The organism is Flavobacterium sp. FlaQc-47 (assembly GCF_044006475.1).
Taxonomy (GTDB): Bacteria; Bacteroidota; Bacteroidia; order Flavobacteriales; family Flavobacteriaceae; genus Flavobacterium.
Genome location: NZ_JBIPCQ010000010.1, coordinates 77,136 through 98,995 on the forward strand (window position 1 = coordinate 77,136; position 21,860 = coordinate 98,995).

The window sequence follows — 21,860 nt, forward strand, 5'->3', positions numbered from 1 at the left end:
TGTTAAATTTTCTATAATTCAGTCCTTTAACTGTGATATTTTTTGAGCATTTAATTCATAAAACTCATTTATAATAATGTCAGCTTCTGATAAATCCTGTAATTTTGAATGGTGACTATTGTATCCTACGCAAAAAATTCCTGCCGCTTTTGCTGCTCTTACACCATTTGTGCTGTCTTCAATTATGATACAATCTTCTTTTGGCGCAATAGATAAGGAAGCTGCATGTATAAAAATAGCCGGATTGGGTTTTGACTGCGGAAAATCTTCTCCACTTACCACATCTGTAAAATATTGATGTAAATTGAATCTTGTAAACACGCGTTCGATCGTAACTTTTGAAGCTGATGAAGCCAAGATTAATTGTATACCATTCGCATACAAATCTTTAATTAAGTCCTCTACGCCTTCTAATAAATATAGATCTTCCTTAGTGTCAAAGGCATCATTAAAAATGCTTCTTTTTCTCTGAATCAAATCCTCTACTTCATGCTCTATTGTTGGAAAAAATCCCTTCAATGTCTGAAATGTATTTCGAGTAGAAAATCCGGTGAATGAAGTGTACATTTCTTCCGTCACGTCAATATTTAATTCTGTGAATTGTTTGTAATACGCATAACGGTGAACTGGTTCTGTGTCAACAATTACACCATCCATGTCAAAAATTACTGTTTTAATCATTTTTTTTTAAGTTGCTAAGGTTCTGAGTTGCTAAGTTGCTAAGTTTTTCAGCTACATCTTAGTAACTTAAAAGCTTAGCAACTTAGCAACTCTATTTACTCTTTCTTCAACAAATGTCTAATCACGGTTTCGGCGATGTATAAACCAAATAATCCCGGCATATAGCTATTTGTTCCGTAGAAAGATTTTTTGAAGTTTTTTCCGTCGGTTAATTTTAAGCTTTTTTCGTCTTGAATTTCAGAAGAGAAAACCACTTTTAATTTATTGATTTTTTCTGCTTTTAATCGTTTTCTGATCGCTTTGGAAAAATAACAATTGATGGTTTTAGATATATCAGTTACTTTTACTTTTGATGCCAGCATTTTTCCGCCAGCGCCCATGCTGCTTATGATTTTAACTCTTTTACGCTTTGCTGCAATGATTAAATTCAGCTTTGGCGTAATACTGTCAATACAGTCTAAAACATAATCAAATTCTGGAGAAACAATCTCAAAAGCTCTTTCCGGAGATAAAAATTCCTCCACGCGGGTTAGTTTTAATTCCGGATTAATATCCATCAAACGATCGCCTACAATTGTAATTTTTGGCTGTCCTACGGTTGAATGTAAAGCTGGTAATTGTCTGTTAATGTTTGTAATATCTACAACATCTCCGTCAACAATTGTCATACTTCCTACTCCGGCTCTTGCCAAAAACTCAGCTGCAAATGATCCAACTCCTCCTAAACCTACTACTAAAACATGAGAGTTTTGTAAGTTGTGCAATCCTTCTTTGGTAAATAAAAGCTCGGCTCTTTCTGTCCACTCTGCCATTCTATTTTGTTTTTTTAGTTTTTTAAATTCTTTGTTTCAGGTTTCGAGTTCAAAGTTTGCTTGCGTTAAACTTTTACTTCTCAAATACAGTTTTATAATTACTTGAGATAACATCTTGTAATTCTATAACTGTTATATTTTTATATTCTGATGCTAAATGGTAAACCTGTTCAATTCCTTCTTCAATTGTGTCGGTTTCGAGAAAAAATCGATCGTTTGGAATACTTTGAAAAACAGTTTTTAATGCTGGATTTCTGAGTAAATATTTTCCGAAAGAAAGATAAAATCCTGTCGAAATAAGCTGGTTTGCCAATTGTCCGTTTTTTGCGAAACCGTGAATAATCATTGGAACAGAAATCTTTAATTTTTTCCTGATTTCGGTTATTTCCTGAAAAGCAGCGACGCAATGTATGATAACAGGCTTTTTATATTTTTCGGCTAAAGCCAGTTGCTTTTCAAAAACTATAATTTGCTGTTCGAACGAAATCTCGATTCTCTTGTCTAATCCGCATTCGCCAATTGCCAGACAATTTTTAGTTTGTAATTTTTCTTCTATAATTTTCAAATCTGCATCAATTTGGTCTTCCTTAATATACCACGGATGAATTCCGACAGAATAAAACGGAATTGAAGCATCAAATTCATGCGGATATTGATTCACCAATTCCAAAATATGGGGTTGATTCTTAAATTGATGTGTATGACAATTAAAGAATTCCATTAATGAAACGTTTTAACTCCTGCTTTAATGGCTACATTTAAATCATTTTCTAACGGTACAAGCGGACAAGAATATTTGTGATTATAAGCACAATAAGGATTGTAAGCCTGATTAAAATCTACTGCAATGGTGTTTCCTTTTGGAATTTTCAAATCAATATATCTTCCGCCAATGTAACTTTCTTTGCCGGAAGTCAAATCAGAAAAGGGCAAAAACAAATGATCTTTATATTCCTTCTTTTTAGAAAGTTCTATATTTCTATACACATTCAGCTTAAGCGCAACGCCGTCAATAGTAAAATATAATGTTCCGTATTTAATATATTGTGGAGTCCTTGTTCCTGTGGTTTTCATTTCGAAAATCTTCTCATTTTCGGCTTTTTCAAATTTTGCGTTCACAAAATATTTGCCATTTATGGGATAAAAATCTAAAGTTTTAAACGTTTTCAAATCTTCTTCCATCAACGGACTTGTTTTAGCGTCAGCATATTCAGAATTTATTTGCTTCTGAAATTTTTGAGCTTTCTTCAGATCAAATTTATTTTGTGCAAAACAGCAATTAACGAGCAGTAATACTAAAAAAGGAATAACATTTTTCATCTTTTAAATTTTGAACAAAAATAGTTTAAAAGTAACAAAGCAGCAACCGCTGATACGTACAAAGTTTCCTAACTTTGCGGCAATTAACTTTTTTTATAATGCTCAAAACTGCTTTTAGTCACTACATCAATAATTTTAAAGGGTTTTCAAGAGAAATTTGGATACTTACAATTGTTACTTTTATCAATCGTGCGGGAACAATGGTGCTTCCTTTTTTATCAAAATATTTAAAAGAAGATCTTCATTTTACTTATAATCAGGTAGGTTGGATTATGGTTGCCTTTGGTTTAGGATCAATGTTAGGTTCCTGGTTAGGCGGAAAATTATCTGATAAAATTGGGTTTTATAAAATCATGATTTTTAGTTTGTTCACAAGTGGTGTTTCACTTTTCTTTGTACAATATATTACTACTTTCTGGACGCTTTGTGTCGCTATGTTTATTTTAATGACCATTGCTGACATGTTCAGACCTGCAATGTTTGTTTCTCTTGGTGCTTATGCAAAACCCGAAAACAGAACTCGTGCCTTAACTTTAGTGCGTTTGGCAGTAAATTTAGGTTTTGCTGCCGGACCGGCTTTGGGTGGTTTAATTATTATGGGAATTGGATATTCGGGCTTGTTCTGGGTTGATGGTGCTTCTTGTATTATTTCTATTTCGATTTTTGCGCTTTTGGTTAAGGAAAAGAAAAAGGCCGATCACGGGGATAAAATTGAAAGTGCATCAACTAAAAAATCGGTTTTTCAGGATAAAATCTTTTGGGTTTTCTTATTTGTGAGTTTTGTAACGGCTATGATTTTCTTTCAGCTTTTCACAACTTTACCTTTATATCATAGTGAGAAATTTGGTTTAAGTGAATTTCAGACTGGTTTATTAATGACTTTAAACGGACTTTTGATTTTTGCTCTGGAAATGCCTACCGTTGGTTATATGGAAAGAAAAGGCTTTCCGAAAATAAGAATCATTCTTCTTGGGTCGTTTATAATGTCGCTAAGTTTCTTTTTATTGCTGATTAATGTTTGGGCAGGGATATTAGTTATAAGTATGATTTGTATTTCGCTTGGAGAAATTTTAGCGTTTCCGTTTTCGAATGCTTTTGCGTTAAGTCGTGCTCCACGCGGTCAGGAAGGTCGATATATGGCGCTTTATACCATGAGTTTTAGTCTTGCTCATATTATTAGTTCAAAAGTGGGATTCGAAATTATCTCCCGTTTGGGTTATCAGATCAATTGGCTTTTCATGGCTTGTATTGGCATTGTTGCAACGCTTTGTTGTTTTTGGATTAGAAAAGCAGTATTGGTAGAGTAAATTTTTTAAAATCTTATTGATTTAATGTTCGTTAGTAATTTTACCGCAAAGCTCCCAAAGTTTTTTTCAATGTATGGTTTTTAAAAACACAAAGTTCGCAAAGCATTATGTTTGTTTACTAAAACAGTAATCTGAATTTCAAATACTTATAAATTTTTTACTGCAAAGCACGCAAGGTTTTTTCAATGCAGGATTTTTAAAAACACAAAGTTCGCAAAGCTTTATGTTTGTTTACTGAAAAAATAATAATCTGAATTTAAACCACTTAGATAATTTTACCGCAAAGCACGCAAAATTTTTTAAATGCATTGTTTTATAAAAACGCAAAGTTCGCAAAGCTTTATATATACAAAGCTTTGCGAACTTTGTGTTTGTCAACATTATTAAATATAAAAGCTTTGCGCGCTTTGCGGTAAAATTTTTTCTCATTCCAACAACGCAATAAAATCGCCCTATTTACCTCGCATCAAAAGCAATCAAACGTATTTTTTAGTTAAATAACTATATTTATAGTTGTGTAACTAAAAAAATAGTTGTAGGTTTGAATTAAAATTAGAAAACATGCAAAAGCTAACGAACAAAGAAGAGGAAATCATGCACATTTTATGGAAGCTTAAAAAAGCATTTGTAAAAGAAGTTCAGGCAGAAATTACTGAAGATCAACCGCATTACAACACTTTATCTACCATTGTGCGCAATCTTGAGGAAAAAGGTTTTGTGGGACATAATGCTTTTGGAAACACACATCAATATTATCCTATTATTACTTTAGAAGCCTACAGTAAAAAGTATATGAATACGGCAATTGACAACTATTTTAATAGTTCGTATAAAAATATGGTTTCATTTTTTGCTAAAGAAGAAAAAATTTCGGCAGCAGAATTACGTGAAATTCTTGCGATGATTGAAACTCCAAAAGAAGAAAAATAATCAGTTATGGAAGCACTAATCACATATATAATTAAATCAGGCGGATTGTTGCTATTATTTTATTGTGCTTATTATTTTTTATTGCGCAAAGAAACTTTTTTCAATAACAACAGATGGTTTTTATTAGCCGGGTTATTTACATCGGTTATTTTGCCTTTGATTGTTTTTACAAAAGTTGTTTTGGTTGAGGCTGATCCAATTTCAAATGTAAATAATAATCAAATTAATACGCTCGATACTATTTCGGATAGCGCCTTTGAGATCAATTTGAATCTGGTTTTAATCGGGCTTTACAGTCTTGGTTTCTTAGCACTTTTAATAAAATTTGCGATTGATTTTTACAGTTTAAATTCGGTTTTAAAAGGTAAAAAAGTACAGCAACAAGCTGATTTTAAATTTATAGATGTTAACGAAAGTATTGCTCCTTTCTCCTATTTTGATTATATCGTTTACAATTCATCCATGTTTACTGCATCAGAATTAGAGAGTATTATTGAACATGAAAAAGTGCATAGTGAGCAAAATCATACTATTGATGTTTTAGTTTCAAGAATATTTTGTGTGCTGTTTTGGTTCAATCCAATAATGTGGCTGTACAAAAAAGCAATTCTCCAAAATCTTGAATTCATTGCTGATAGTGAAGCTGCTCAAAAAATATCTGACAAAAAAGCGTATCAGTACACGCTTTTAAAATTAACAACACATGAAAACTGTGTTGCCATCACCAATCATTTTTATCAATCATTAATCAAAAAACGAATCATTATGTTAAACAAAAATCAATCAAAAAAGAAAAGTTTATGGAAATTTTGCTTTGTAATTCCGGCACTTGTCGCATTTGTACTTTTATTTCAAATTAAAATAGAAGCTAAAGAAAAACAGCAGGTTGTAAAAGAACTTTCAGGCGAAATAAAATCTGTTGATGTTTATAAAATTAGTAAAAATTCTACAGATTCGGAATTAGAAGAAATTAAAGAAAAATTAAAAGATCTCCATAATATTGACTTTAAAACTTCTCAAATAAAAAGAAACGCTGAAAACGATTTAATTTCAATTAAAATTGAGATCAGCAATGGCAATCAGCAAACTCAATCTATTCAAACAGGAGGAATTCAAACTATCAAAGATTTCGGAATCATTGTTACAACAGACAAAAACGGCAGCAAAAAAGTAGGTATTCAAACTGCTGATGAAACAAGTAAAGATTCAAAAATCACTACAGAAAAAAAACAAAAAACTAAACTGCAAGCCAATGATAACAATAATTCTGCTATTAGTACAAAAACTAACAGTACTACTAGCGCAAATACTGAAACTACTATAACAACAGACTCAGATACTAATACTACAAAAATTACAACAAGCAACGGAGGTTCTAAAATTATCATTTCAAATCCAGGTAAAAATGATTCTAACGGAAAAAAACTTGTAATTATTGACGGTGTTGAAATGCCTTCAACTTTTAACTTTGAGGACTATAAGTCCGGTGATATAAAAACTATGAATGTTTTAAAAGGAGAAATGGCAACAGCTAAATATGGTGATAAAGGAAAAAACGGTGTCATTATAATTGAAACCCATAAATAAAATTTCTTTCAATTTCAAATTAGAAAACGCAAACCTAACCAATAAAAAGAAGAAATTTCGGCAGCTTAATGACGCAGAATACTGACTCTGATTGAAACCCAAAAGAAAAAAAATAATTATTATGGAAGCACTTTTTATTTTTATCGCAAAATCAAGCGGATTGTTAGTATTGTTTTACTGCGCGTATTATTTTTTGTTGCGTAAGGAAACTTTCTTCAATAGCAGCAGATGGTTTTTATTGGCTGGTTTAGTTACCTCTGTAGTTTTACCTTTTTTAGTTTATACTCAAATTGTATGGATTGAGCCCGCTCCCGTCCAAACAGAGATTACCAATACAATTTCGGCTTTAAATTATACTCCGGTTTCTTCGCAAAATATAGAAAAAGAAACTTTTGAAATCAATTGGAACTATGTTGCACTTGCTGTTTACGGCATCGGTTTTCTGGCTTTACTTATAAAATTTGCCATTGACTTTTATAGTTTGAGTTCGATTTTAAAAGGTAAAGAAGTACAACAACAAGCTGATTTCAAATTTGTAGATATAAACGAAAATATTGCTCCATTTTCTTATTTTGATTATATCGTTTACAACTCATCAATGTTTACGGCATCAGAATTAGAAAATATTATTGAACACGAAAAAGTACACAGCGACCAGAATCATACTTTAGATGTATTGATTTCGAGAGTTTTTTGTGTCTTGTTTTGGTTCAATCCAATTATTTGGCTGTACAAAAAAGCGATTCTTCAAAATCTTGAATTTATTGCAGATAACGAAGCAGCTAAAAAAATATCCGATAAAAAGGCGTACCAATACACGCTTTTAAAAATAACAACACATGAAAGTTGTGTTGCAATCACCAATCATTTTTATCAATCATTAATCAAAAAACGAATTGTCATGTTAAACAAAAATCAATCAAAAAAACGAAATTATCTAAAGTATTACGCCATAATTCCGGCACTTGTAGCATTTGTATTTTTATTTCAGATTAAAACAATCGCACAGGAAAAGGAACGAAAAGAACAAAATGATCTTGAAGTAAATAAAAAAACAGATCCCATCTATGTTTTCAAAATCCACAAAAACACTACAGATCAGGAATTAAAAGAAATGGCTGAAAAGCTAAAGAAAAACCATGATATTGATGTTGTAATATCTGATGTAAAAAGAAATAATAAAAAGGAATTAACCGCTATTAAGGTTGATATTCAAAAAGGAACGGGAGAAGCACAAAGCATGCAGGTTGAAGGTGATGAAGCCATCAAAACTTGTGGTATTGTGATTACATTGGAAAGTAATGGTTCTAAAAAAATTGGTTTGACAACTGATGGAGCAATTGATAAACCAATGGTTGTTGGGAATCACGTTGTAGAAATTAGTGGGGAAAATGTTACTGATATTAATACAGGAGATTTGACACCTCCTACTCCACCAATTCCTCCGGTTTTCCCTACCGGACCAATGCCTCAGGCACCGACTGTTGATATGTCAAAAATGCCAAAACCTCCTGTAGCTCCTGCAGATCATAAAGACAAAGTAGCAATGGCTAAATTCGAAAAAGAATTAGCTGAATTTGAAAAGAAAATGGAATCTTGGGAGCCTGATATGTCAGCTTTTGAAAAACAAGTTGACGAAATAATGTCTCAAAGAGAAGCTATTTTTGAAAAAGAAATGGCAAAATATGAAATTGCAATGGAGAAATTTAATATCGACATGGACAAATTTACTCAGGACGTAGAACAAAAATACGGCAAGGATTCTAAATTGTACGAAGTCAATATGAAGCAGTATGATAAGGATATGAGACAATATGAAATAGAAATGAAGCAACATCAAAAAGAGATGAAGCAACATGAAAAGGAATTAAAGAGAATGGAAAAAGAAAGTAGAAAGTCTTAAGTAAGAGATTTAATTCTAAAACTCATAAATGAAAAAACTAATTTTTATTTTATCGCTGTTATTCCACTTTAATTTTGGATTCGCACAAAAAGAAACTGAGCAAAAAATAGATCATTATATAAAAGAAGTAATTCAAATTAACGAAATTCCAGGTGTTGCTTTGGCCGTTGTTAAAGATGGGAAAGTTATTTATCAGAAATATTTTGGAAAAGCTTCTTTAGAAGAAAATAAAGCAGTGGATAAAAACACTGCTTTTAAGATTTTTTCTACAACAAAATTAATTACAAATGTAGGCGTATTTCAACTTATCGAAAAAGGAAAATTATCATTAGATGATCCTATTTCTAAATATATAGATCATCTTCCTATAGAGTGGCAAAGTGTAAAAGTACGGAATTTACTGTCTCACTCTTCTGGTTTGCCCAATATTGTTATGTTCCGGGATATCACGAATAATTTGCCTTTTGATAAAAAAATGGAGATATTATCGACAAAACCAATGGAATTTGTAACGGGAAATGAATACAGATACAATCAAACAAATTATTTATTTCTCACCAGGATTATTGAAAAAATTACAGGCTCAGGTTTTGATGATTATATTTTACAAAATCAATTTCCATCCATACAATCAGGAGTTTATTTTTCATCAAACTTTGGCGAAACTTTTCCTAATAGTGCGTTTAGATATAACTATAGCACTGAAAATAAAACGTATATAAAAAGTACATCTGATTTTGGTACAGATGCACATTCGGCAAATGGTTTAAATATTTCATTGGAAAATTTCATTCTATGGAATCAAAATCTGGATGAAAATGTGTATCTCAAAAAAGAAACCAAATATTCAATGTGGAAACCGTTTCTGTTTGCTAACAATACAGATCGTTTTGCTTACGGCTGGGAAATTATTCCGGTAAATAAAATACTTTCATACGGCTTTACCGGAGGTAATGAAACCGCTTTTAGAAAATTCCCTGATAATGATTTAACGATTATCTTTTTATCTAATGGACATAAATATTCTAATTTATATGTTCAGAGTCAGGTCATCAATCATGTAGCTGCTATTGTTGATAAAACTTTGGTTGATGACTTTTTACTTGCAGGTGAAAAAATGAATCAGGATTTTTTGAAGTTAGAGATTACAAAAGCAAAGGAAAATTATTTAACTGTAAAAAGGAATCATCCGGATTGGGATTTTGAATACCGATTAAATATTATTGGTTATACTTTAATGAATTACGGCAGAATAAATGATGCTATTAAAGTTTTTGAATTGAATGCCAAGGAAAATCCAAAATCAGCCAATGCATTTAATAGCCTTGCCGAAAGTTATTTCAATAACAAAGAGTTGGAAAATTCAAAACTAAATTATAAAAAATCATTAGAACTAGCTCCTGATAATGCAAATAGTAAGGAAATGCTGAAGAAAATTAATACGCTTCTAGAGAAGAAATCATAGTTAATGGATAGAGAAATCTGCTTCAAGAATAAAATATTTTCTTTTACTACTACATAAAATCACACTAAAAGACTTTGCCCGACCGCAAGGTCTTTTTTTATATCTTTGAGAAAAATTAACCTGCCATGTATAAAATTTTAGCCAAAATAAATAAACTTCTTTTACCCAGTTTCACCAAACAAGGGCTGGACATTTCGAAAGCAAAAAAATGGCAAATGGCTATTATTGGTTATCGTGCTTACGTTACAAAACGTGCTTTAGAGTAATTTATAAAATACCCTAAACAAAATAGTTGAACTTATTTCAACGCTACTTTCAAAAATGGAAAATGTATTTCTAAATACATTTTCTTATTTTTTCATTCTACAAATTTCTTATGAAAAATAAAGAATTCAACATCCCTCCTATTTACGCAGTACTTTTAGCTATTATAAGTGTTCAATGTGGAGCCGCGATTGCTAAAAGTTTATTTCCTACAATTGGAGCCGCCGGAACTGCGTCGATTAGAATTGGTGTTTCGGCAATAATTTTACTGATAGCTTACAGACCAAATTTAAAAGCAATTACTCGGGAGCAATGGAAAATTGTAGTCCCTTATGGTCTGTCATTAGGCGCGATGAACTTAATTTTTTATTTGGCTATTGAAAGAATCCCAATTGGACTTGCCGTTACATTAGAATTTATAGGTCCTTTATTAGTTGCTATTGTTGGTTCAAAACGATTAATAGATTATTGCTGGGTTTTATTGGCTGCGATAGGAATCGCTTTAATTGCTCCCTGGACAAATAATCGCGTTGATATAATAGGAGTTGCATTTGCGCTTCTTGCAGGTGCACTTTGGGCAGCGTATATAATTTTAGGCGGAAAAATTTCTAAAATCATGAACGGTGGTGAAGCGGTGTCAACCGGAATGTTGTTTGCTGCACTTTTAATTCTGCCTTTTGGTTTTTATGAAAACGGATTAGCCAATCTTACTCCTAAACTTTTTGGTATGGGTATCGCATTGGCACTTTTATCAAGTGCAATTCCGTTTACGCTTGAAATGAAAGCTTTAGGACAACTTCCTCCAAGAACTTTTAGTATTTTAATGAGTCTGGAACCTGCTGCAGCTTCTATTTGCGCTTTTATCTTTTTACAGGAACATTTGAGTTTTTATGAAATATTGGCGGTAGTTTGTGTTGTCATTGCTTCTGCGGGATCAACATTAACCGCTAAAAAGTAAAACCTAAATGATTAAAAATCAAAAATTCCAAATACCAATTTAAAAGTTGGGATTTGGAATTTTTAATTATTGCAATTTTTATTAAAACAGCTATTATTTTTTTGGTAATAATACTGTATCTACTACATGAATTACACCATTAGATTGATTTACATCTGCAATCGTAACTTTAGCTTTGCTTCCGCTTTCGTCACTGATGTATAAATCTTTTCCATCCATCCATGCAGTTAAAGTTCCACCGCTAACCGTTTTAAGAGTAGCTTTTCCTTTTCCTGCTTTAATTGCTTTAGCAATATCCGAAGCATTCATTTTTCCTGCAACAACATGATAAGTCAGGATTGTTTGCAACATTTTTTTGTTTTCCGGTTTTAATAATGTCTCAACAGTTCCTGCTGGCAATTTATCAAACGCGGCATTTGTTGGGGCAAAAACGGTGAATGGTCCTTTACCTTGTAATGTTTCTACTAAACCTGCAGCTTTTACAGCAGCAACTAATGTAGTATGGTCTTTTGAGTTTACAGCATTTTCAATGATGTTTTTGTTTGGGTACATTGCAGCTCCACCAACCATTACAGTTTTTTGTGCAAATGATGTAAATCCAAATCCTAATGCTAAGATTGCTACGGCTAAAAATTTTCTAGTTTTCATAATTAATATTTTAAGTTATAAGCTCATTTACGCGGTAATAATCGTTTTGGTTTTATTAAAAATTCAAAAAAGATCAAAATAAATTAAAACATTCTTAAAAAACGCTGTAAAACAAGCCTTTAAAGCATAAAATAATTTTCATTTATTTTTAAAATTAGATAGACTTTACTCTTTTAATTATTAGTAAATTTAAGTATAAAATCAATTTTAATGGAAAATCAAACACCATCCGATCAAGGAACAAAACATATAATTCAAAGCTTATTAGTAAATGTGGCTATTGCAGTATCCAAAGGATTTGCTGCATTTATGACCGGATCCGGCGCAATGTTAGCCGAAACTATTCACTCAACCGCAGATTGTGCGAATCAGCTTTTACTTTTACTTGGAGTAAAACAGTCAAAAAAAGATGCTGATGATGAGCATCCGTTCGGATACGGAAAATCAGTTTATTTCTGGTCGTTTATGGTCGCAATGCTGCTGTTTTCTATTGGTGGAATGTTTTCAATTTATGAAGGTGTCCACAAATACAACAATCCTGAACCGGTTCATAATATTGGCTGGGCGATTGGAATTATCCTTTTTTCTATTGCGATGGAGGGTTATGCAATGATTTCAAATATTATTGAACTTAGAAAACGTAAAAAAGCAATTCCGTTTTTTCGATACTTACATGTTACAAAAGACAGTGATTTGATTATTATTTTTGGCGAAAATTCTGCTGCTGTTTTAGGACTTTTTCTAGCTTTAATTGCGCTTTTAGTGTCACATTATACCGGTGATAGCCGTTATGATGCGATAGGTTCTCTCTGTATAGGAATTGTTTTGATTGCCGTTGCAATTTTTCTTGCTATTGAAGTAAAATCATTATTGATTGGAGAAAGTGCTGATCCTGAAATTTTAGATACTATTCAGGAAATTGCCAAAGGAGAAAGCAAAATCACTGAAGTTTTAAATTGCAGAACCGTTCAGCAAGGTCCGGCAGAAGTCTTGGTTTGCATCAAAATAAAAATCATTCCGGATCTTACTACTCAGGATATTAGCTTATTGATTAATACTTTTGAAAATCAACTTCGCACAAGACGTCCTGAAGTAAAATGGCTTTATATTGAGCCTGATTTTCAGGAATGGAAAACATTTTAAAAATAATTTCTACTTACTATCTTTTATTTATTATATTTATTTAACATTTTTACAATAAATAATCTTACTCTATTCTTAATTTATTTAAAACTTAATTTATATGATACCAAATAAAATTAGAAGTAAAAAGTTAAGTACGAGAGTCGATTTAACCGCAATGGTAAGTGTTTCTTTTTTATTGATTATCTTTTTTATGGTCACCATTGAGTTGGCTAAGCCAAAAGTTGTTGATTTAAGTTTGCCGGATAATGATTATTATTATTCGACTGGTACTCATTGCTATGGAGAAAATCGCTCCATGACGATATTGATGGGAGAGAATAATAAATTAATATCATATATGGGAATTCTAGCGAATCCTATAGTTTCTCCCACAGAAATGAATTATAGCAAAAAAGGAATCCGTCAGGAATTGCTAAAAAGAAACAAAAACATGCTTGAGTATTCAGCACAACTAGGAAGATATGGCAGAGGAATTACAGTAATTATAAAACCAAGTAAAAAATGTAATTATAAAAACCTGGTTGATATTCTTGATGAAATGGCAATTGCTAAAATTGATACTTATGCCATTGTGAATGAATTTAGTCCTGAAGAATCAAAGTTATTGGCTTCGAAATAAATACCTAATTACTAATAATAAAGTTTCTTATAAAAACATATGCCCTAGCCCAGATAGAAGGGAAAATCCTTTTGTGACGCTTCTTTAGCGGAACAAAAGATTGGAATGACAGCTGGAAATAGCTCCTAAAGAAGAACTTTAAATTATTAAATTCCAAATTCCAATAGAACGCGCTTCGACTTCGCTCAGCGTGACAACTTGAAACAAAGAAAACTTGAAACAAAAAATTGCATAAAAAAAGTCCCACATTGCTGTGGGACTTTCTATATCTAGAAAAACGTAAGAATTATTTTTTCTCAGTTTTTTCCATTTTAGCTTTCAATGCAGCTAATACATCATTGTTATCTCCTAAAGTTGCAGCTGGTGCATTTGTAGATGAGTTAGATGAAGTATTTTCTGTTTGAGTTTTCACATTTTTCTCTTCTTCTTCACGGAAGATAGCAGTGTGAGAAGCAACTACTCTTTTGAATTCTTTGTTAAATTCGATTACTTTGAAATCAGCAGTATCACCTTTTTTCAATTTCTTTCCGTCTTCTTTTTCAAGGTGACGAGTAGGAATGAAAGCAACGATATCATCTCCAAATTCTACAGTAGCTCCTTTGTCAACGATTTCAGAAATTTCACCATTGTGGATAGTTCCTACAGCGAAAGAATCTTCGTATTGATCCCAAGGATTAGCAGTAGTTTGTTTGTGACCTAAAGATAATTTACGTCCCTCAACATCTAATTCTAATACAACTACATCAAGTTTCTCACCAACATTTACAAATTCAGATGGGTGTTTGATTTTCTTAGTCCAAGATAAGTCAGAGATGTAAATTAATCCATCAATTCCTTCTTCTAATTCTACGAAAATACCAAAGTTTGTAAAGTTTCTAACAATACCTGTATGTTTAGAACCTACTGGGTATTTAGAAGTAATGTCAGTCCATGGATCTTGAGTCAATTGTTTGATACCTAATGACATTTTACGGTCATCTCTATCTAAAGTTAAGATAACAGCTTCAACAACATCTCCAACTTTTACGAAATCCTGAGCAGAACGTAAATGAGTAGACCATGACATTTCAGAAACGTGAATTAAACCTTCAACACCTTCAGCAACTTCAATAAATGCACCGTAATCAGCGATTACAACTACTTTACCTTTTACTTTATCACCAATAGTTAAATTAGCATCTAAAGCATCCCATGGGTGAGCGTTTAATTGTTTCAATCCTAATTGAATTCTTGTTTTCTCATCATCGAAATCAAGGATTACAACATTTAATTTTTGGTCTAATTCAAGAACTTCACTTGGGTGGTTAATACGACTCCAAGAAAGGTCAGTAATGTGAATTAATCCGTCAACACCACCTAAGTCAATGAACACACCATAAGAAGTAATGTTTTTAACAACACCTTCTAATACTTGTCCTTTTTGTAATTGACCGATGATTTCTTTTTTCTGTACTTCGATATCAGCTTCGATAAGCGCTTTATGAGATACAACAACGTTTTTGAATTCGTGGTTAATTTTTACCACTTTGAATTCCATCATTTTGTTTACATATACATCGTAGTCTCTAATTGGCTTAACGTCAATTTGAGAACCAGGTAAGAAAGCTTCAATTCCAAAAACGTCAACGATCATACCACCTTTAGTTCTGCATTTTACAAAACCATTAACGATTTCTCCTGTTTCGTTTGCAGAAATAACTCTATCCCATGATTTAATAGTACGTGCTTTTCTGTGAGATAATACTAATTGACCTGTTTTGTCCTCACGGATGTCGATTAATACTTCTACTTTGTCACCAACTTTTAAGTTTGGGTTGTAACGGAATTCGTTTAAAGAAATAACACCTTCCGATTTTGCGTTGATATCAACGATAACGTCTCTATCTGTAATTCTAACAACTACACCTTCAACTACTTCTTCTTGATCTGTAGCGATGAAAGTTTTTGATACTAAGTCTTCGAATTCTTGTAAGTTTTTCTCATCTACTGCATCGATACCTTCTTCGAAGTTATGCCAGTTAAAATTTGCTAAAAACTCTTCTTGTGATTTTAATTGTTCAGACATGCTGATAAAAAATTTGTATTCTGCTTTTCTTGAGTTTCATAAAGCGATAGAAAAAACAGAAGTTGTTTTACATAAATAGTTGATACCTAATGGAAACTCTTCTCTGCCAAAAGGTTTGCAAAATTAATACATTTATTTGTAATAGCAAAACAATTCTATATGATTATCAGTGTATTGTTCAGGAGCAGCAAATTTAAGTGTTTTCAAGACCTCAAGTCCCGCTTTCACTCCTATCTTTTATGGTGAACCCCACCATAAAAGGATATCTGTTCTATCGGGGCTAGATTAGAAATAAGGTAGTTTTTAGAATTTTTAAATTTTCTTTTTAAAACAGATCATGAAAAACTTTCTCAAGAGCCACTCTTTGGAAAGGGGAATGTGGATAATCTATAGCTACTAAATACAACAAATAAGCACTAATTGCTAAAATAAGCACAAAAATAAAACCAAAAATAATTTTCCAAAAAGTAGTATTGGGATAAAACGTATAATCTTTCCCATCAATAGAATTTGTAATAAAAATCCAAGGATTTATAGTAAGATCCGGTCTATAATGAGCCAATCCTAATAAAAAAGCACGAATCAGATCTTTTCGATTAATATAAGGACTATTTAAAAGATAACTGGTGTTAAAAAAATCAGTATGAATATATTCTTTTTCATTTACCGCAACTTTCCAAAAATACTTAACGATTCCTACTCCATTTGACTTTCTGCCTCTGGAATCATATGAAATACAATCTATATCAAATTCGGCTGTAAGAAGTCCCGTTTTTTTCCCTAAGTCACTTCTAACAAAATTATCCCATAAAATCTCATTTACAACAGTATTATTAAACCTATTGAAATAGTGTATCCCTTTTTCGTCAATTATTGTGGTAGTAAAACGTTCTTTTCTTGTATAAATAATTTTATATATCATCAAAGTCAAAATAATAGAAAATATTATTATGAAAATAATAGTGCCTGGAATGTCTTTTCTGTTTTCGGCAGCTGCTTGAAATAATTCATTTATCAAATAAATTATAATCCCTGCTAATAGTATTATAACAGTTATAACACTAAATCCCACAATAAAATCCCAAGTCCTATTTGTAGTTGAACGTACAGCACGAAACGGAGGAAGAGAATTCTTATTACGGGATAACATATTGCAATTTTAGAAACAAATGTACAATGTTTAAACTGTAAATAAAAACTTATAAAAATGATTTACAAATATAAATGTAAATTTATCTCAAAATAAAAATCCTTACATTTTAACTTATTTCAATAACTTAATTACTTATTTATCTTATAACTATGACACTCGACGAAATGAATTTTCATATTCAGTTTCCGCAAATTCCTGAAATATCAAACTTTCATAAAAAAATTTTCGCTAATAAGGGACTTGAATAGTACAACCGAATGGGAGAAGGTTCCGAACTCCAACAAAAATATACTCATCAAAAAAAACAAGTCGAGAATTTAATCGCTACTTTAAAATAACTTTACTTCTATTAATCTACAAAGTAATAAATAAGCCCTAAAATCAAAATGCAAAATACAGCAGACAAAATCCTGATACGTTGCTGTTGCCTATAATCAATATTGTAGTTTTCCGGATCAATATAATGATTGGAGAAAATAATGGGATCTACCGTAATGTCAGGTCTATAATGAGCAACTCCTAATAAAAACGCTCTTATCAATTCTAATCGATTTGCATAAAACATCATAAAAAAATGTTTACCGGTAAAAGCATCACTATGAATTGCTGCTTTCTTATTTACTAAAACTGGCCAATAAAACTGGTCAAAAAAGGATTTCATTGGCGTACTTGCCACAATGTCGAATTTTGGGGATTGAAAAACATGTGCAAGTTTTTCTCTTTTTGCAAAACTGCTCCAGGGTAAATCTTTTACAACCTTATTATTAAATTTATTTACATAACGAATCCCTTTTTCGTCAATTATAGTAGTGGTGAACATTTTTTTTCTCGAATACATCACGAACGCAACTATCGCCGATATACCAGCAAGCATTATAAGAAAAAATGCAACAGCAGCGATTTCATCAAAACCTGTTTCTTCAGAAGAACTTGTTAATATAAAAACTATTCCTCCTATAAAAACGAGAACAAAAAATATCCAAAATAAACCAAAAATACAATTCAAAAATACCATTGGTTTTGATTCAATAGACTTGAAATAGGGAAGTGATTTTTGTTGGTTTTGCATTACTGTTCTAAATATAAATAATCAAATATAAAGATAAAATAAAAACCCGTTTTCAATAAATCGAAAACGGGTTTTTAAAATATATCAAAAGTCAGTTAATGACTTAATTTTTCTATTTCTTTGGGATCGTGTTTATGTTTAAACAAAACTGCAAAAGCAATTGCAATTACTAAAGCATACGCTGCAAAAGACAACCAGATTGTGTGCCAGTCTTTCATTAAAATTGGATTTGTAAAAATTCCGTCTGTAGAAATGGTATTTCCTTGTCCTTTTACAAAATCCAACATTTTAGAGTTTGTAGTTTCTGTTTGCAAAAATCCTGCTAATTCAGTTGTATTAGTAAATGATTTTGTAAAGAAACGATCGATTGCCCAACCTGAAGTTAAACTTCCTAAAACAGCTCCTACTCCATTTGTCATCATCATAAATAATCCTTGTGCCGATGAACGTATTTTAGAATCAGTATTGCTTTCTACAAATAACGAACCTGAGATATTAAAGAAATCAAATGCCATTCCGTACACAATACAAGACATAATAATCATCCATAAACCACCTACAGGATCTCCAAAGGCAAATAATCCGAAACGTAAAACCCAAGCCAACATACTAATCAACATTACTTGTTTGATCCCAAAACGTCTCAAGAAAAACGGAATTGCCAGAATAAACAAGGTCTCAGAAACCTGAGAAATCGACATAATAATAGTCGAATATTTAATTACGAATGAATCTGCATATTTAGGGAAATGTTTAAATTCATCTAGAAACACATCTCCGTACGCATTTGTTAATTGCAATGCACCTCCTAAAAACATAGAAAACACAAAAAACAAAGCCATTTTATAATTTCCAAATAGTTTAAAAGCCTCTAATCCTAAAGTTTCAACTAATGTAGCATCTTCTTTAGTCAATCGCTGTGGCTGACATTTTGGTAATGTAAAAGCGTAAATTCCAAGAATTAAGGCACCAACTCCCGCAATATAAAACTGATATTCCGTCGCTTTACTTCCGCTTAAATTAGTAATCCACATGGCAGCAATAAAGCCAATAGTTCCCCAAACACGAATGGGCGGAAAATCTTTTACGATATTTTTGTTATTTAATTTAAGCGAAGTATAGGATATTGAATTACTCAAAGCAATCGTTGGCATATAGCAACACATTGCAGCAAACATTACATATATAAAATTATCCGGCGTGGTAACTTGTGCAATGCCAAATAAAACGACTGCATAAAGTATATGCAAAAAGCCATATAATTTTTCAGCATTTACCCATCTGTCGGCAATAATACCGGTTAATGTGGGCATAAATAAAGAAGCAATTCCCATGGTTCCAAAAACAAGACCAAACTGAGTTCCTTCCCAGTTTTTAGTTCCAAACCAATAATTTCCAATTGTTATAAGCCAGGCTCCCCAAACAAAAAATTGAAGAAAGCTCATTATAATCAACCTGTTTTTAATTCCCATATGATGAAATTGTCTTTAAAATAAATGAAGCGGTAAAACTACCATTAAAAATGAAATCTGCAAAAAATTAAACTGTTTTAACAACATCATTTATTAATTCTAAAACAGCTGTAAATTGTTCCTCTCTGTTTAAGTAGGAATTATCTATTTCTATTGCATCATCTGCGATAACAAGAGGTGAATCTGCGCGATGTGTATCAATATAATCTCTTTCGACTACATTTTTTAAAACATCTTCATAAGATACGTCATCGCCTTTTTGCTGTAGTTCATCAAAACGTCTTTGTGCGCGTGTTTCGGCACTTGCAGTCATGAAGATTTTAAGTTCTGCGTCAGGAAAAACAACGGTACCTATATCTCTACCGTCCATAACTATAGCTTTGTTTTTTCCCATTTCCTGCTGTTGTTCTACTAATTTAGAACGCACTTCAGAAACTTCTGCTACTTTGCTTACAAAATTAGAAACCTCAATAGTTCTGATTTGCTTTTCGACGTTTTCATCATTCAGATACATTTCACCAAAACCTAAACCAGCATTGAATTTAAATTCCAGCTGAATTTTTGGCAAAGCCTGTATCAAAACATCTTTATTAAAAAAATCAGTTCCTATAAGCTGATTCTGCATGGCATAATACGCCACAGCGCGGTACATTGCTCCTGTATCTACATAAACATATTCCAGCTCTTTAGCCAATTGTTTTGCCAAAGTACTTTTTCCTGTTGATGAAAACCCATCAATAGCAACGGTAATTTTTTTCAAAATGGTAATTTTAGATTTTATTGTTTTTTTATTTTCTGAAGTTTTTTAATAATAGACATCTAAGATAATCTTAGATTTAGAAGTATCTATTATTTTTTCGATTCTTTTAAAGAATTGTTCGCTCACCATCGGGCAACCATGGCTCATACTAATATAATAATCTTGTTCTTCGTATGGAACGGCTGAATAATAGTGTAAAACGATAGCTCTTTTTAAAGCATTATTATTGGTTTCGTCTAAACCATTTAATTTATATGCTTTACCAAATCCGCCTTTATAGCATTTTTCTATAGAATATCTGCCTAATGCGGTGCAATTTGAATTTGGAGTATTACTAAATTTAAGGGCTCCTTTTATTCCGGTTTCAGATCCGGAGCCATGCGCCACAAGACCCTGATCAAGAATTTTATTATTTTCTAAGTCATAAACAAAAAAACGATTTTTACCCGAAGGTATTCTCATGTCTACAAAAAAGGCAATTTTAGTATTGTATTTAGGATTAATACTAATCATGTTTCTTATTTCGCTTATTCTGGTATTCATTCTTTCTACTTCTACAGTAGTAATAGTTTCTTTTTTATAGTAGTGTTTTGTACCTGTTAAAACCCCTACAGTCATAAACAAAAATAAACTGAATATCTTCATATAATTACTGGAAATTTAAAATTAGACCAAAAAGACTTGTATTAGCTGCCAATGTATATCTTGAATATGAATAATTAAACTTTAACTTATTCATTCTTAATCCAAACCCTAAAGATACCCCTGAAAAATTACGTTGTTCATCAACTCTTAATTCTTCCCCTCTTCTAAAATTATATCCTAAACGTAAATTAAATGCTTTTTTTGGAAAAAGTTCTAATCCCATAACAACATGTCGCAAAGCATTATTTACAAACGAAACTTTTTCATCACTTGTTGATCCGTCAATGTTGGTTTCTCCACGAACAGGATTTGAAAAAGAAATATTCCATTGTTGCAAATTTTCCAAGGACAAATGCCAACGAATCGGTACATGTTCTAATTCTTGTGAAACACCGGCAATAATTTCAAATGGCAATTTTTCCTGTATTCCTGAATAGGTTGTAAACTGTGTTCCAATGTTACGAACTACAAGACCCAAATTTATATCATTTTTTTCAATTATATACAAAAAACCCAAATCCACCGCACCACCAATAGAGTTATAAGTTTCTAAAGTTGAAGTTATTAACTTTACATTTGCACCAACATGGATATCTGTGTAAGGAATATTATAAGCATACCCTAATGAAAGCGCGCCTTCACTACCGGTAAAATCTGAAGTTGCCTCACCATTTTCGTCATAACCTTCAAACGAACCATAATTAACATAACTTACGCCGGCATAAAATGTTTGTACATGCCTGTCATAAGTATAGGCGTACGAAGCAGTTCCGTAAGAAGCTTCTCCATAATAATTACCATAATTCATTGCCAGATGATTGTCCATATCTTCGTTTAAAGCTGCGGGATTAGACATTACCTGATTGACATCTTCATCATAAATGGTTATATTTTTCCCTCCTAACGCTGCCTGCCTTGGAGAAGTTGTTAAATTAAGAAATTGATAGGTGTAGCGTCCTCCAATTTGTCCGAAAGAAACCGAACAAACCAACAACAATAAAAATAAAACAAGTTGTTTCAACATGCATTTAAGGCGTTCCTATATGGGAATAACGC

21 protein-coding genes are annotated in these 21,860 nt (G+C 31.9%); 9 read left to right on the forward strand and 12 right to left on the reverse strand.

Going from position 1 to position 21,860, the window contains the following annotated elements:
* Window positions 1–18: 18 nt before the first annotated feature.
* The 4 genes from ACHRVX_RS23025 to ACHRVX_RS23040 all read right to left on the reverse strand — a co-directional run bounded on the left by ACHRVX_RS23025 (window position 19) and on the right by ACHRVX_RS23040 (window position 2,813).
* On the reverse strand, window positions 19–681 hold the full coding sequence (locus ACHRVX_RS23025; RefSeq protein ID WP_395336739.1) for an HAD family hydrolase: 663 nt from the start codon (window positions 679–681) through the stop codon (window positions 19–21).
* 95 nt (window positions 682–776) lie between these two features.
* Window positions 777–1,493, reverse strand: coding sequence for a ThiF family adenylyltransferase (locus ACHRVX_RS23030; protein ID WP_395336741.1), 717 nt, complete (start codon window positions 1,491–1,493; stop codon window positions 777–779).
* Window positions 1,494–1,566: 73 nt separating this feature from the next.
* On the reverse strand, window positions 1,567–2,214 hold the full coding sequence (locus tag ACHRVX_RS23035; RefSeq protein ID WP_395336743.1) for a TatD family hydrolase: 648 nt from the start codon (window positions 2,212–2,214) through the stop codon (window positions 1,567–1,569).
* On the reverse strand, window positions 2,214–2,813 hold the full coding sequence (locus ACHRVX_RS23040; RefSeq protein WP_395336745.1) for a DUF1684 domain-containing protein: 600 nt from the start codon (window positions 2,811–2,813) through the stop codon (window positions 2,214–2,216). The genes ACHRVX_RS23035 and ACHRVX_RS23040 overlap by 1 nt, the downstream gene beginning before the upstream one ends.
* Window positions 2,814–2,911: 98 nt before the next feature.
* On the opposite strand from ACHRVX_RS23040, the gene ACHRVX_RS23045 reads away from it, so the two are divergent.
* The 7 genes from ACHRVX_RS23045 to ACHRVX_RS23075 all read left to right on the forward strand — a co-directional run bounded on the left by ACHRVX_RS23045 (window position 2,912) and on the right by ACHRVX_RS23075 (window position 11,227).
* A complete protein-coding gene (locus ACHRVX_RS23045) occupies window positions 2,912–4,120 on the forward strand; it encodes an MDR family MFS transporter (protein ID WP_395336747.1) in 1,209 nt (402 codons plus the stop codon).
* A gap of 561 nt (window positions 4,121–4,681) precedes the next feature.
* On the forward strand, window positions 4,682–5,050 hold the full coding sequence (locus tag ACHRVX_RS23050; RefSeq protein WP_395336749.1) for a BlaI/MecI/CopY family transcriptional regulator: 369 nt from the start codon (window positions 4,682–4,684) through the stop codon (window positions 5,048–5,050).
* 6 nt (window positions 5,051–5,056) lie between these two features.
* Window positions 5,057–6,637, forward strand: coding sequence for a M56 family metallopeptidase (locus ACHRVX_RS23055; RefSeq protein ID WP_395336752.1), 1,581 nt, complete (start codon window positions 5,057–5,059; stop codon window positions 6,635–6,637).
* Between the two features lie 121 nt (window positions 6,638–6,758).
* Window positions 6,759–8,540, forward strand: a complete 1,782-nt coding sequence (locus tag ACHRVX_RS23060; RefSeq protein ID WP_395336754.1) for a M56 family metallopeptidase — start codon at window positions 6,759–6,761, stop codon at window positions 8,538–8,540.
* A gap of 28 nt (window positions 8,541–8,568) precedes the next feature.
* Entirely contained in the window at window positions 8,569–10,005 is a 1,437-nt protein-coding gene (locus ACHRVX_RS23065; RefSeq protein WP_395336757.1) for a serine hydrolase, read from the forward strand.
* 125 nt (window positions 10,006–10,130) lie between these two features.
* Window positions 10,131–10,271, forward strand: coding sequence for a hypothetical protein (locus tag ACHRVX_RS23070; protein WP_055092010.1), 141 nt, complete (start codon window positions 10,131–10,133; stop codon window positions 10,269–10,271).
* A gap of 110 nt (window positions 10,272–10,381) precedes the next feature.
* Window positions 10,382–11,227: an EamA family transporter gene (locus tag ACHRVX_RS23075; protein WP_395336760.1), complete on the forward strand. Its 846-nt coding sequence runs from the start codon at window positions 10,382–10,384 to the stop codon at window positions 11,225–11,227.
* 93 nt (window positions 11,228–11,320) lie between these two features.
* Here ACHRVX_RS23075 and ACHRVX_RS23080 read toward each other — a convergent pair whose 3' ends face one another.
* A complete protein-coding gene (locus tag ACHRVX_RS23080; protein WP_395336762.1) occupies window positions 11,321–11,875 on the reverse strand; it encodes a fasciclin domain-containing protein in 555 nt (184 codons plus the stop codon).
* Between the two features lie 210 nt (window positions 11,876–12,085).
* Here ACHRVX_RS23080 and ACHRVX_RS23085 point away from each other — a divergent pair, with 210 nt between their 5' ends.
* Complete coding sequence (locus tag ACHRVX_RS23085) at window positions 12,086–13,018, forward strand: cation diffusion facilitator family transporter (RefSeq protein ID WP_395336764.1); 933 nt, start codon at window positions 12,086–12,088, stop codon at window positions 13,016–13,018.
* A 100-nt stretch (window positions 13,019–13,118) separates the two neighbouring features.
* Window positions 13,119–13,640 (forward strand): ExbD/TolR family protein, encoded by a 522-nt coding sequence (locus tag ACHRVX_RS23090; protein WP_395336766.1) that lies wholly within the window; start codon window positions 13,119–13,121, stop codon window positions 13,638–13,640.
* Between the two features lie 286 nt (window positions 13,641–13,926).
* On the opposite strand, the gene rpsA is transcribed toward ACHRVX_RS23090, so the two are convergent.
* The 7 genes from rpsA to porQ all read right to left on the reverse strand — a co-directional run bounded on the left by rpsA (window position 13,927) and on the right by porQ (window position 21,828).
* Window positions 13,927–15,705, reverse strand: a complete 1,779-nt coding sequence (gene rpsA / locus ACHRVX_RS23095) for a 30S ribosomal protein S1 (protein WP_395336768.1) — start codon at window positions 15,703–15,705, stop codon at window positions 13,927–13,929.
* A 325-nt stretch (window positions 15,706–16,030) separates the two neighbouring features.
* Window positions 16,031–16,855: a hypothetical protein gene (locus ACHRVX_RS23100; protein ID WP_395336770.1), complete on the reverse strand. Its 825-nt coding sequence runs from the start codon at window positions 16,853–16,855 to the stop codon at window positions 16,031–16,033.
* 352 nt (window positions 16,856–17,207) lie between these two features.
* Complete coding sequence (locus ACHRVX_RS23105; RefSeq protein ID WP_395336772.1) at window positions 17,208–17,927, reverse strand: hypothetical protein; 720 nt, start codon at window positions 17,925–17,927, stop codon at window positions 17,208–17,210.
* Between the two features lie 95 nt (window positions 17,928–18,022).
* Window positions 18,023–19,399 (reverse strand): nucleoside permease, encoded by a 1,377-nt coding sequence (locus ACHRVX_RS23110; protein ID WP_395336774.1) that lies wholly within the window; start codon window positions 19,397–19,399, stop codon window positions 18,023–18,025.
* Window positions 19,400–19,466: 67 nt separating this feature from the next.
* Window positions 19,467–20,159 carry a (d)CMP kinase gene (gene cmk, locus ACHRVX_RS23115; RefSeq protein ID WP_395336776.1) on the reverse strand — a complete coding sequence of 231 codons (693 nt, stop codon included), beginning with the start codon at window positions 20,157–20,159 and terminating at the stop codon, window positions 19,467–19,469.
* A gap of 45 nt (window positions 20,160–20,204) precedes the next feature.
* Window positions 20,205–20,804 carry a murein L,D-transpeptidase catalytic domain-containing protein gene (locus ACHRVX_RS23120; RefSeq protein WP_395336778.1) on the reverse strand — a complete coding sequence of 200 codons (600 nt, stop codon included), beginning with the start codon at window positions 20,802–20,804 and terminating at the stop codon, window positions 20,205–20,207.
* 4 nt (window positions 20,805–20,808) lie between these two features.
* Window positions 20,809–21,828: a type IX secretion system protein PorQ gene (porQ, locus tag ACHRVX_RS23125; RefSeq protein ID WP_395336780.1), complete on the reverse strand. Its 1,020-nt coding sequence runs from the start codon at window positions 21,826–21,828 to the stop codon at window positions 20,809–20,811.
* Window positions 21,829–21,860: the final 32 nt, after the last annotated feature.

What these genes read in the sequence shown, in the direction of transcription:
- ACHRVX_RS23025 (WP_395336739.1), bottom strand. Translation starts at nt 681, where the DNA reads ATGATTAAAACAGTAATTTTTGACATGGATGGTGTAATTGTTGACACA.
- ACHRVX_RS23030 (WP_395336741.1), bottom strand. Translation starts at nt 1,493, where the DNA reads ATGGCAGAGTGGACAGAAAGAGCCGAGCTTTTATTTACCAAAGAAGGA.
- ACHRVX_RS23035 (WP_395336743.1), bottom strand. Translation starts at nt 2,214, where the DNA reads ATGGAATTCTTTAATTGTCATACACATCAATTTAAGAATCAACCCCAT.
- ACHRVX_RS23040 (WP_395336745.1), bottom strand. Translation starts at nt 2,813, where the DNA reads ATGAAAAATGTTATTCCTTTTTTAGTATTACTGCTCGTTAATTGCTGT.
- ACHRVX_RS23045 (WP_395336747.1), top strand. Translation starts at nt 2,912, where the DNA reads ATGCTCAAAACTGCTTTTAGTCACTACATCAATAATTTTAAAGGGTTT.
- ACHRVX_RS23050 (WP_395336749.1), top strand. Translation starts at nt 4,682, where the DNA reads ATGCAAAAGCTAACGAACAAAGAAGAGGAAATCATGCACATTTTATGG.
- ACHRVX_RS23055 (WP_395336752.1), top strand. Translation starts at nt 5,057, where the DNA reads ATGGAAGCACTAATCACATATATAATTAAATCAGGCGGATTGTTGCTA.
- ACHRVX_RS23060 (WP_395336754.1), top strand. Translation starts at nt 6,759, where the DNA reads ATGGAAGCACTTTTTATTTTTATCGCAAAATCAAGCGGATTGTTAGTA.
- ACHRVX_RS23065 (WP_395336757.1), top strand. Translation starts at nt 8,569, where the DNA reads ATGAAAAAACTAATTTTTATTTTATCGCTGTTATTCCACTTTAATTTT.
- ACHRVX_RS23070 (WP_055092010.1), top strand. Translation starts at nt 10,131, where the DNA reads ATGTATAAAATTTTAGCCAAAATAAATAAACTTCTTTTACCCAGTTTC.
- ACHRVX_RS23075 (WP_395336760.1), top strand. Translation starts at nt 10,382, where the DNA reads ATGAAAAATAAAGAATTCAACATCCCTCCTATTTACGCAGTACTTTTA.
- ACHRVX_RS23080 (WP_395336762.1), bottom strand. Translation starts at nt 11,875, where the DNA reads ATGAAAACTAGAAAATTTTTAGCCGTAGCAATCTTAGCATTAGGATTT.
- ACHRVX_RS23085 (WP_395336764.1), top strand. Translation starts at nt 12,086, where the DNA reads ATGGAAAATCAAACACCATCCGATCAAGGAACAAAACATATAATTCAA.
- ACHRVX_RS23090 (WP_395336766.1), top strand. Translation starts at nt 13,119, where the DNA reads ATGATACCAAATAAAATTAGAAGTAAAAAGTTAAGTACGAGAGTCGAT.
- rpsA (WP_395336768.1), bottom strand. Translation starts at nt 15,705, where the DNA reads ATGTCTGAACAATTAAAATCACAAGAAGAGTTTTTAGCAAATTTTAAC.
- ACHRVX_RS23100 (WP_395336770.1), bottom strand. Translation starts at nt 16,855, where the DNA reads ATGTTATCCCGTAATAAGAATTCTCTTCCTCCGTTTCGTGCTGTACGT.
- ACHRVX_RS23105 (WP_395336772.1), bottom strand. Translation starts at nt 17,927, where the DNA reads ATGCAAAACCAACAAAAATCACTTCCCTATTTCAAGTCTATTGAATCA.
- ACHRVX_RS23110 (WP_395336774.1), bottom strand. Translation starts at nt 19,399, where the DNA reads ATGGGAATTAAAAACAGGTTGATTATAATGAGCTTTCTTCAATTTTTT.
- ACHRVX_RS23120 (WP_395336778.1), bottom strand. Translation starts at nt 20,804, where the DNA reads ATGAAGATATTCAGTTTATTTTTGTTTATGACTGTAGGGGTTTTAACA.
- porQ (WP_395336780.1), bottom strand. Translation starts at nt 21,828, where the DNA reads ATGTTGAAACAACTTGTTTTATTTTTATTGTTGTTGGTTTGTTCGGTT.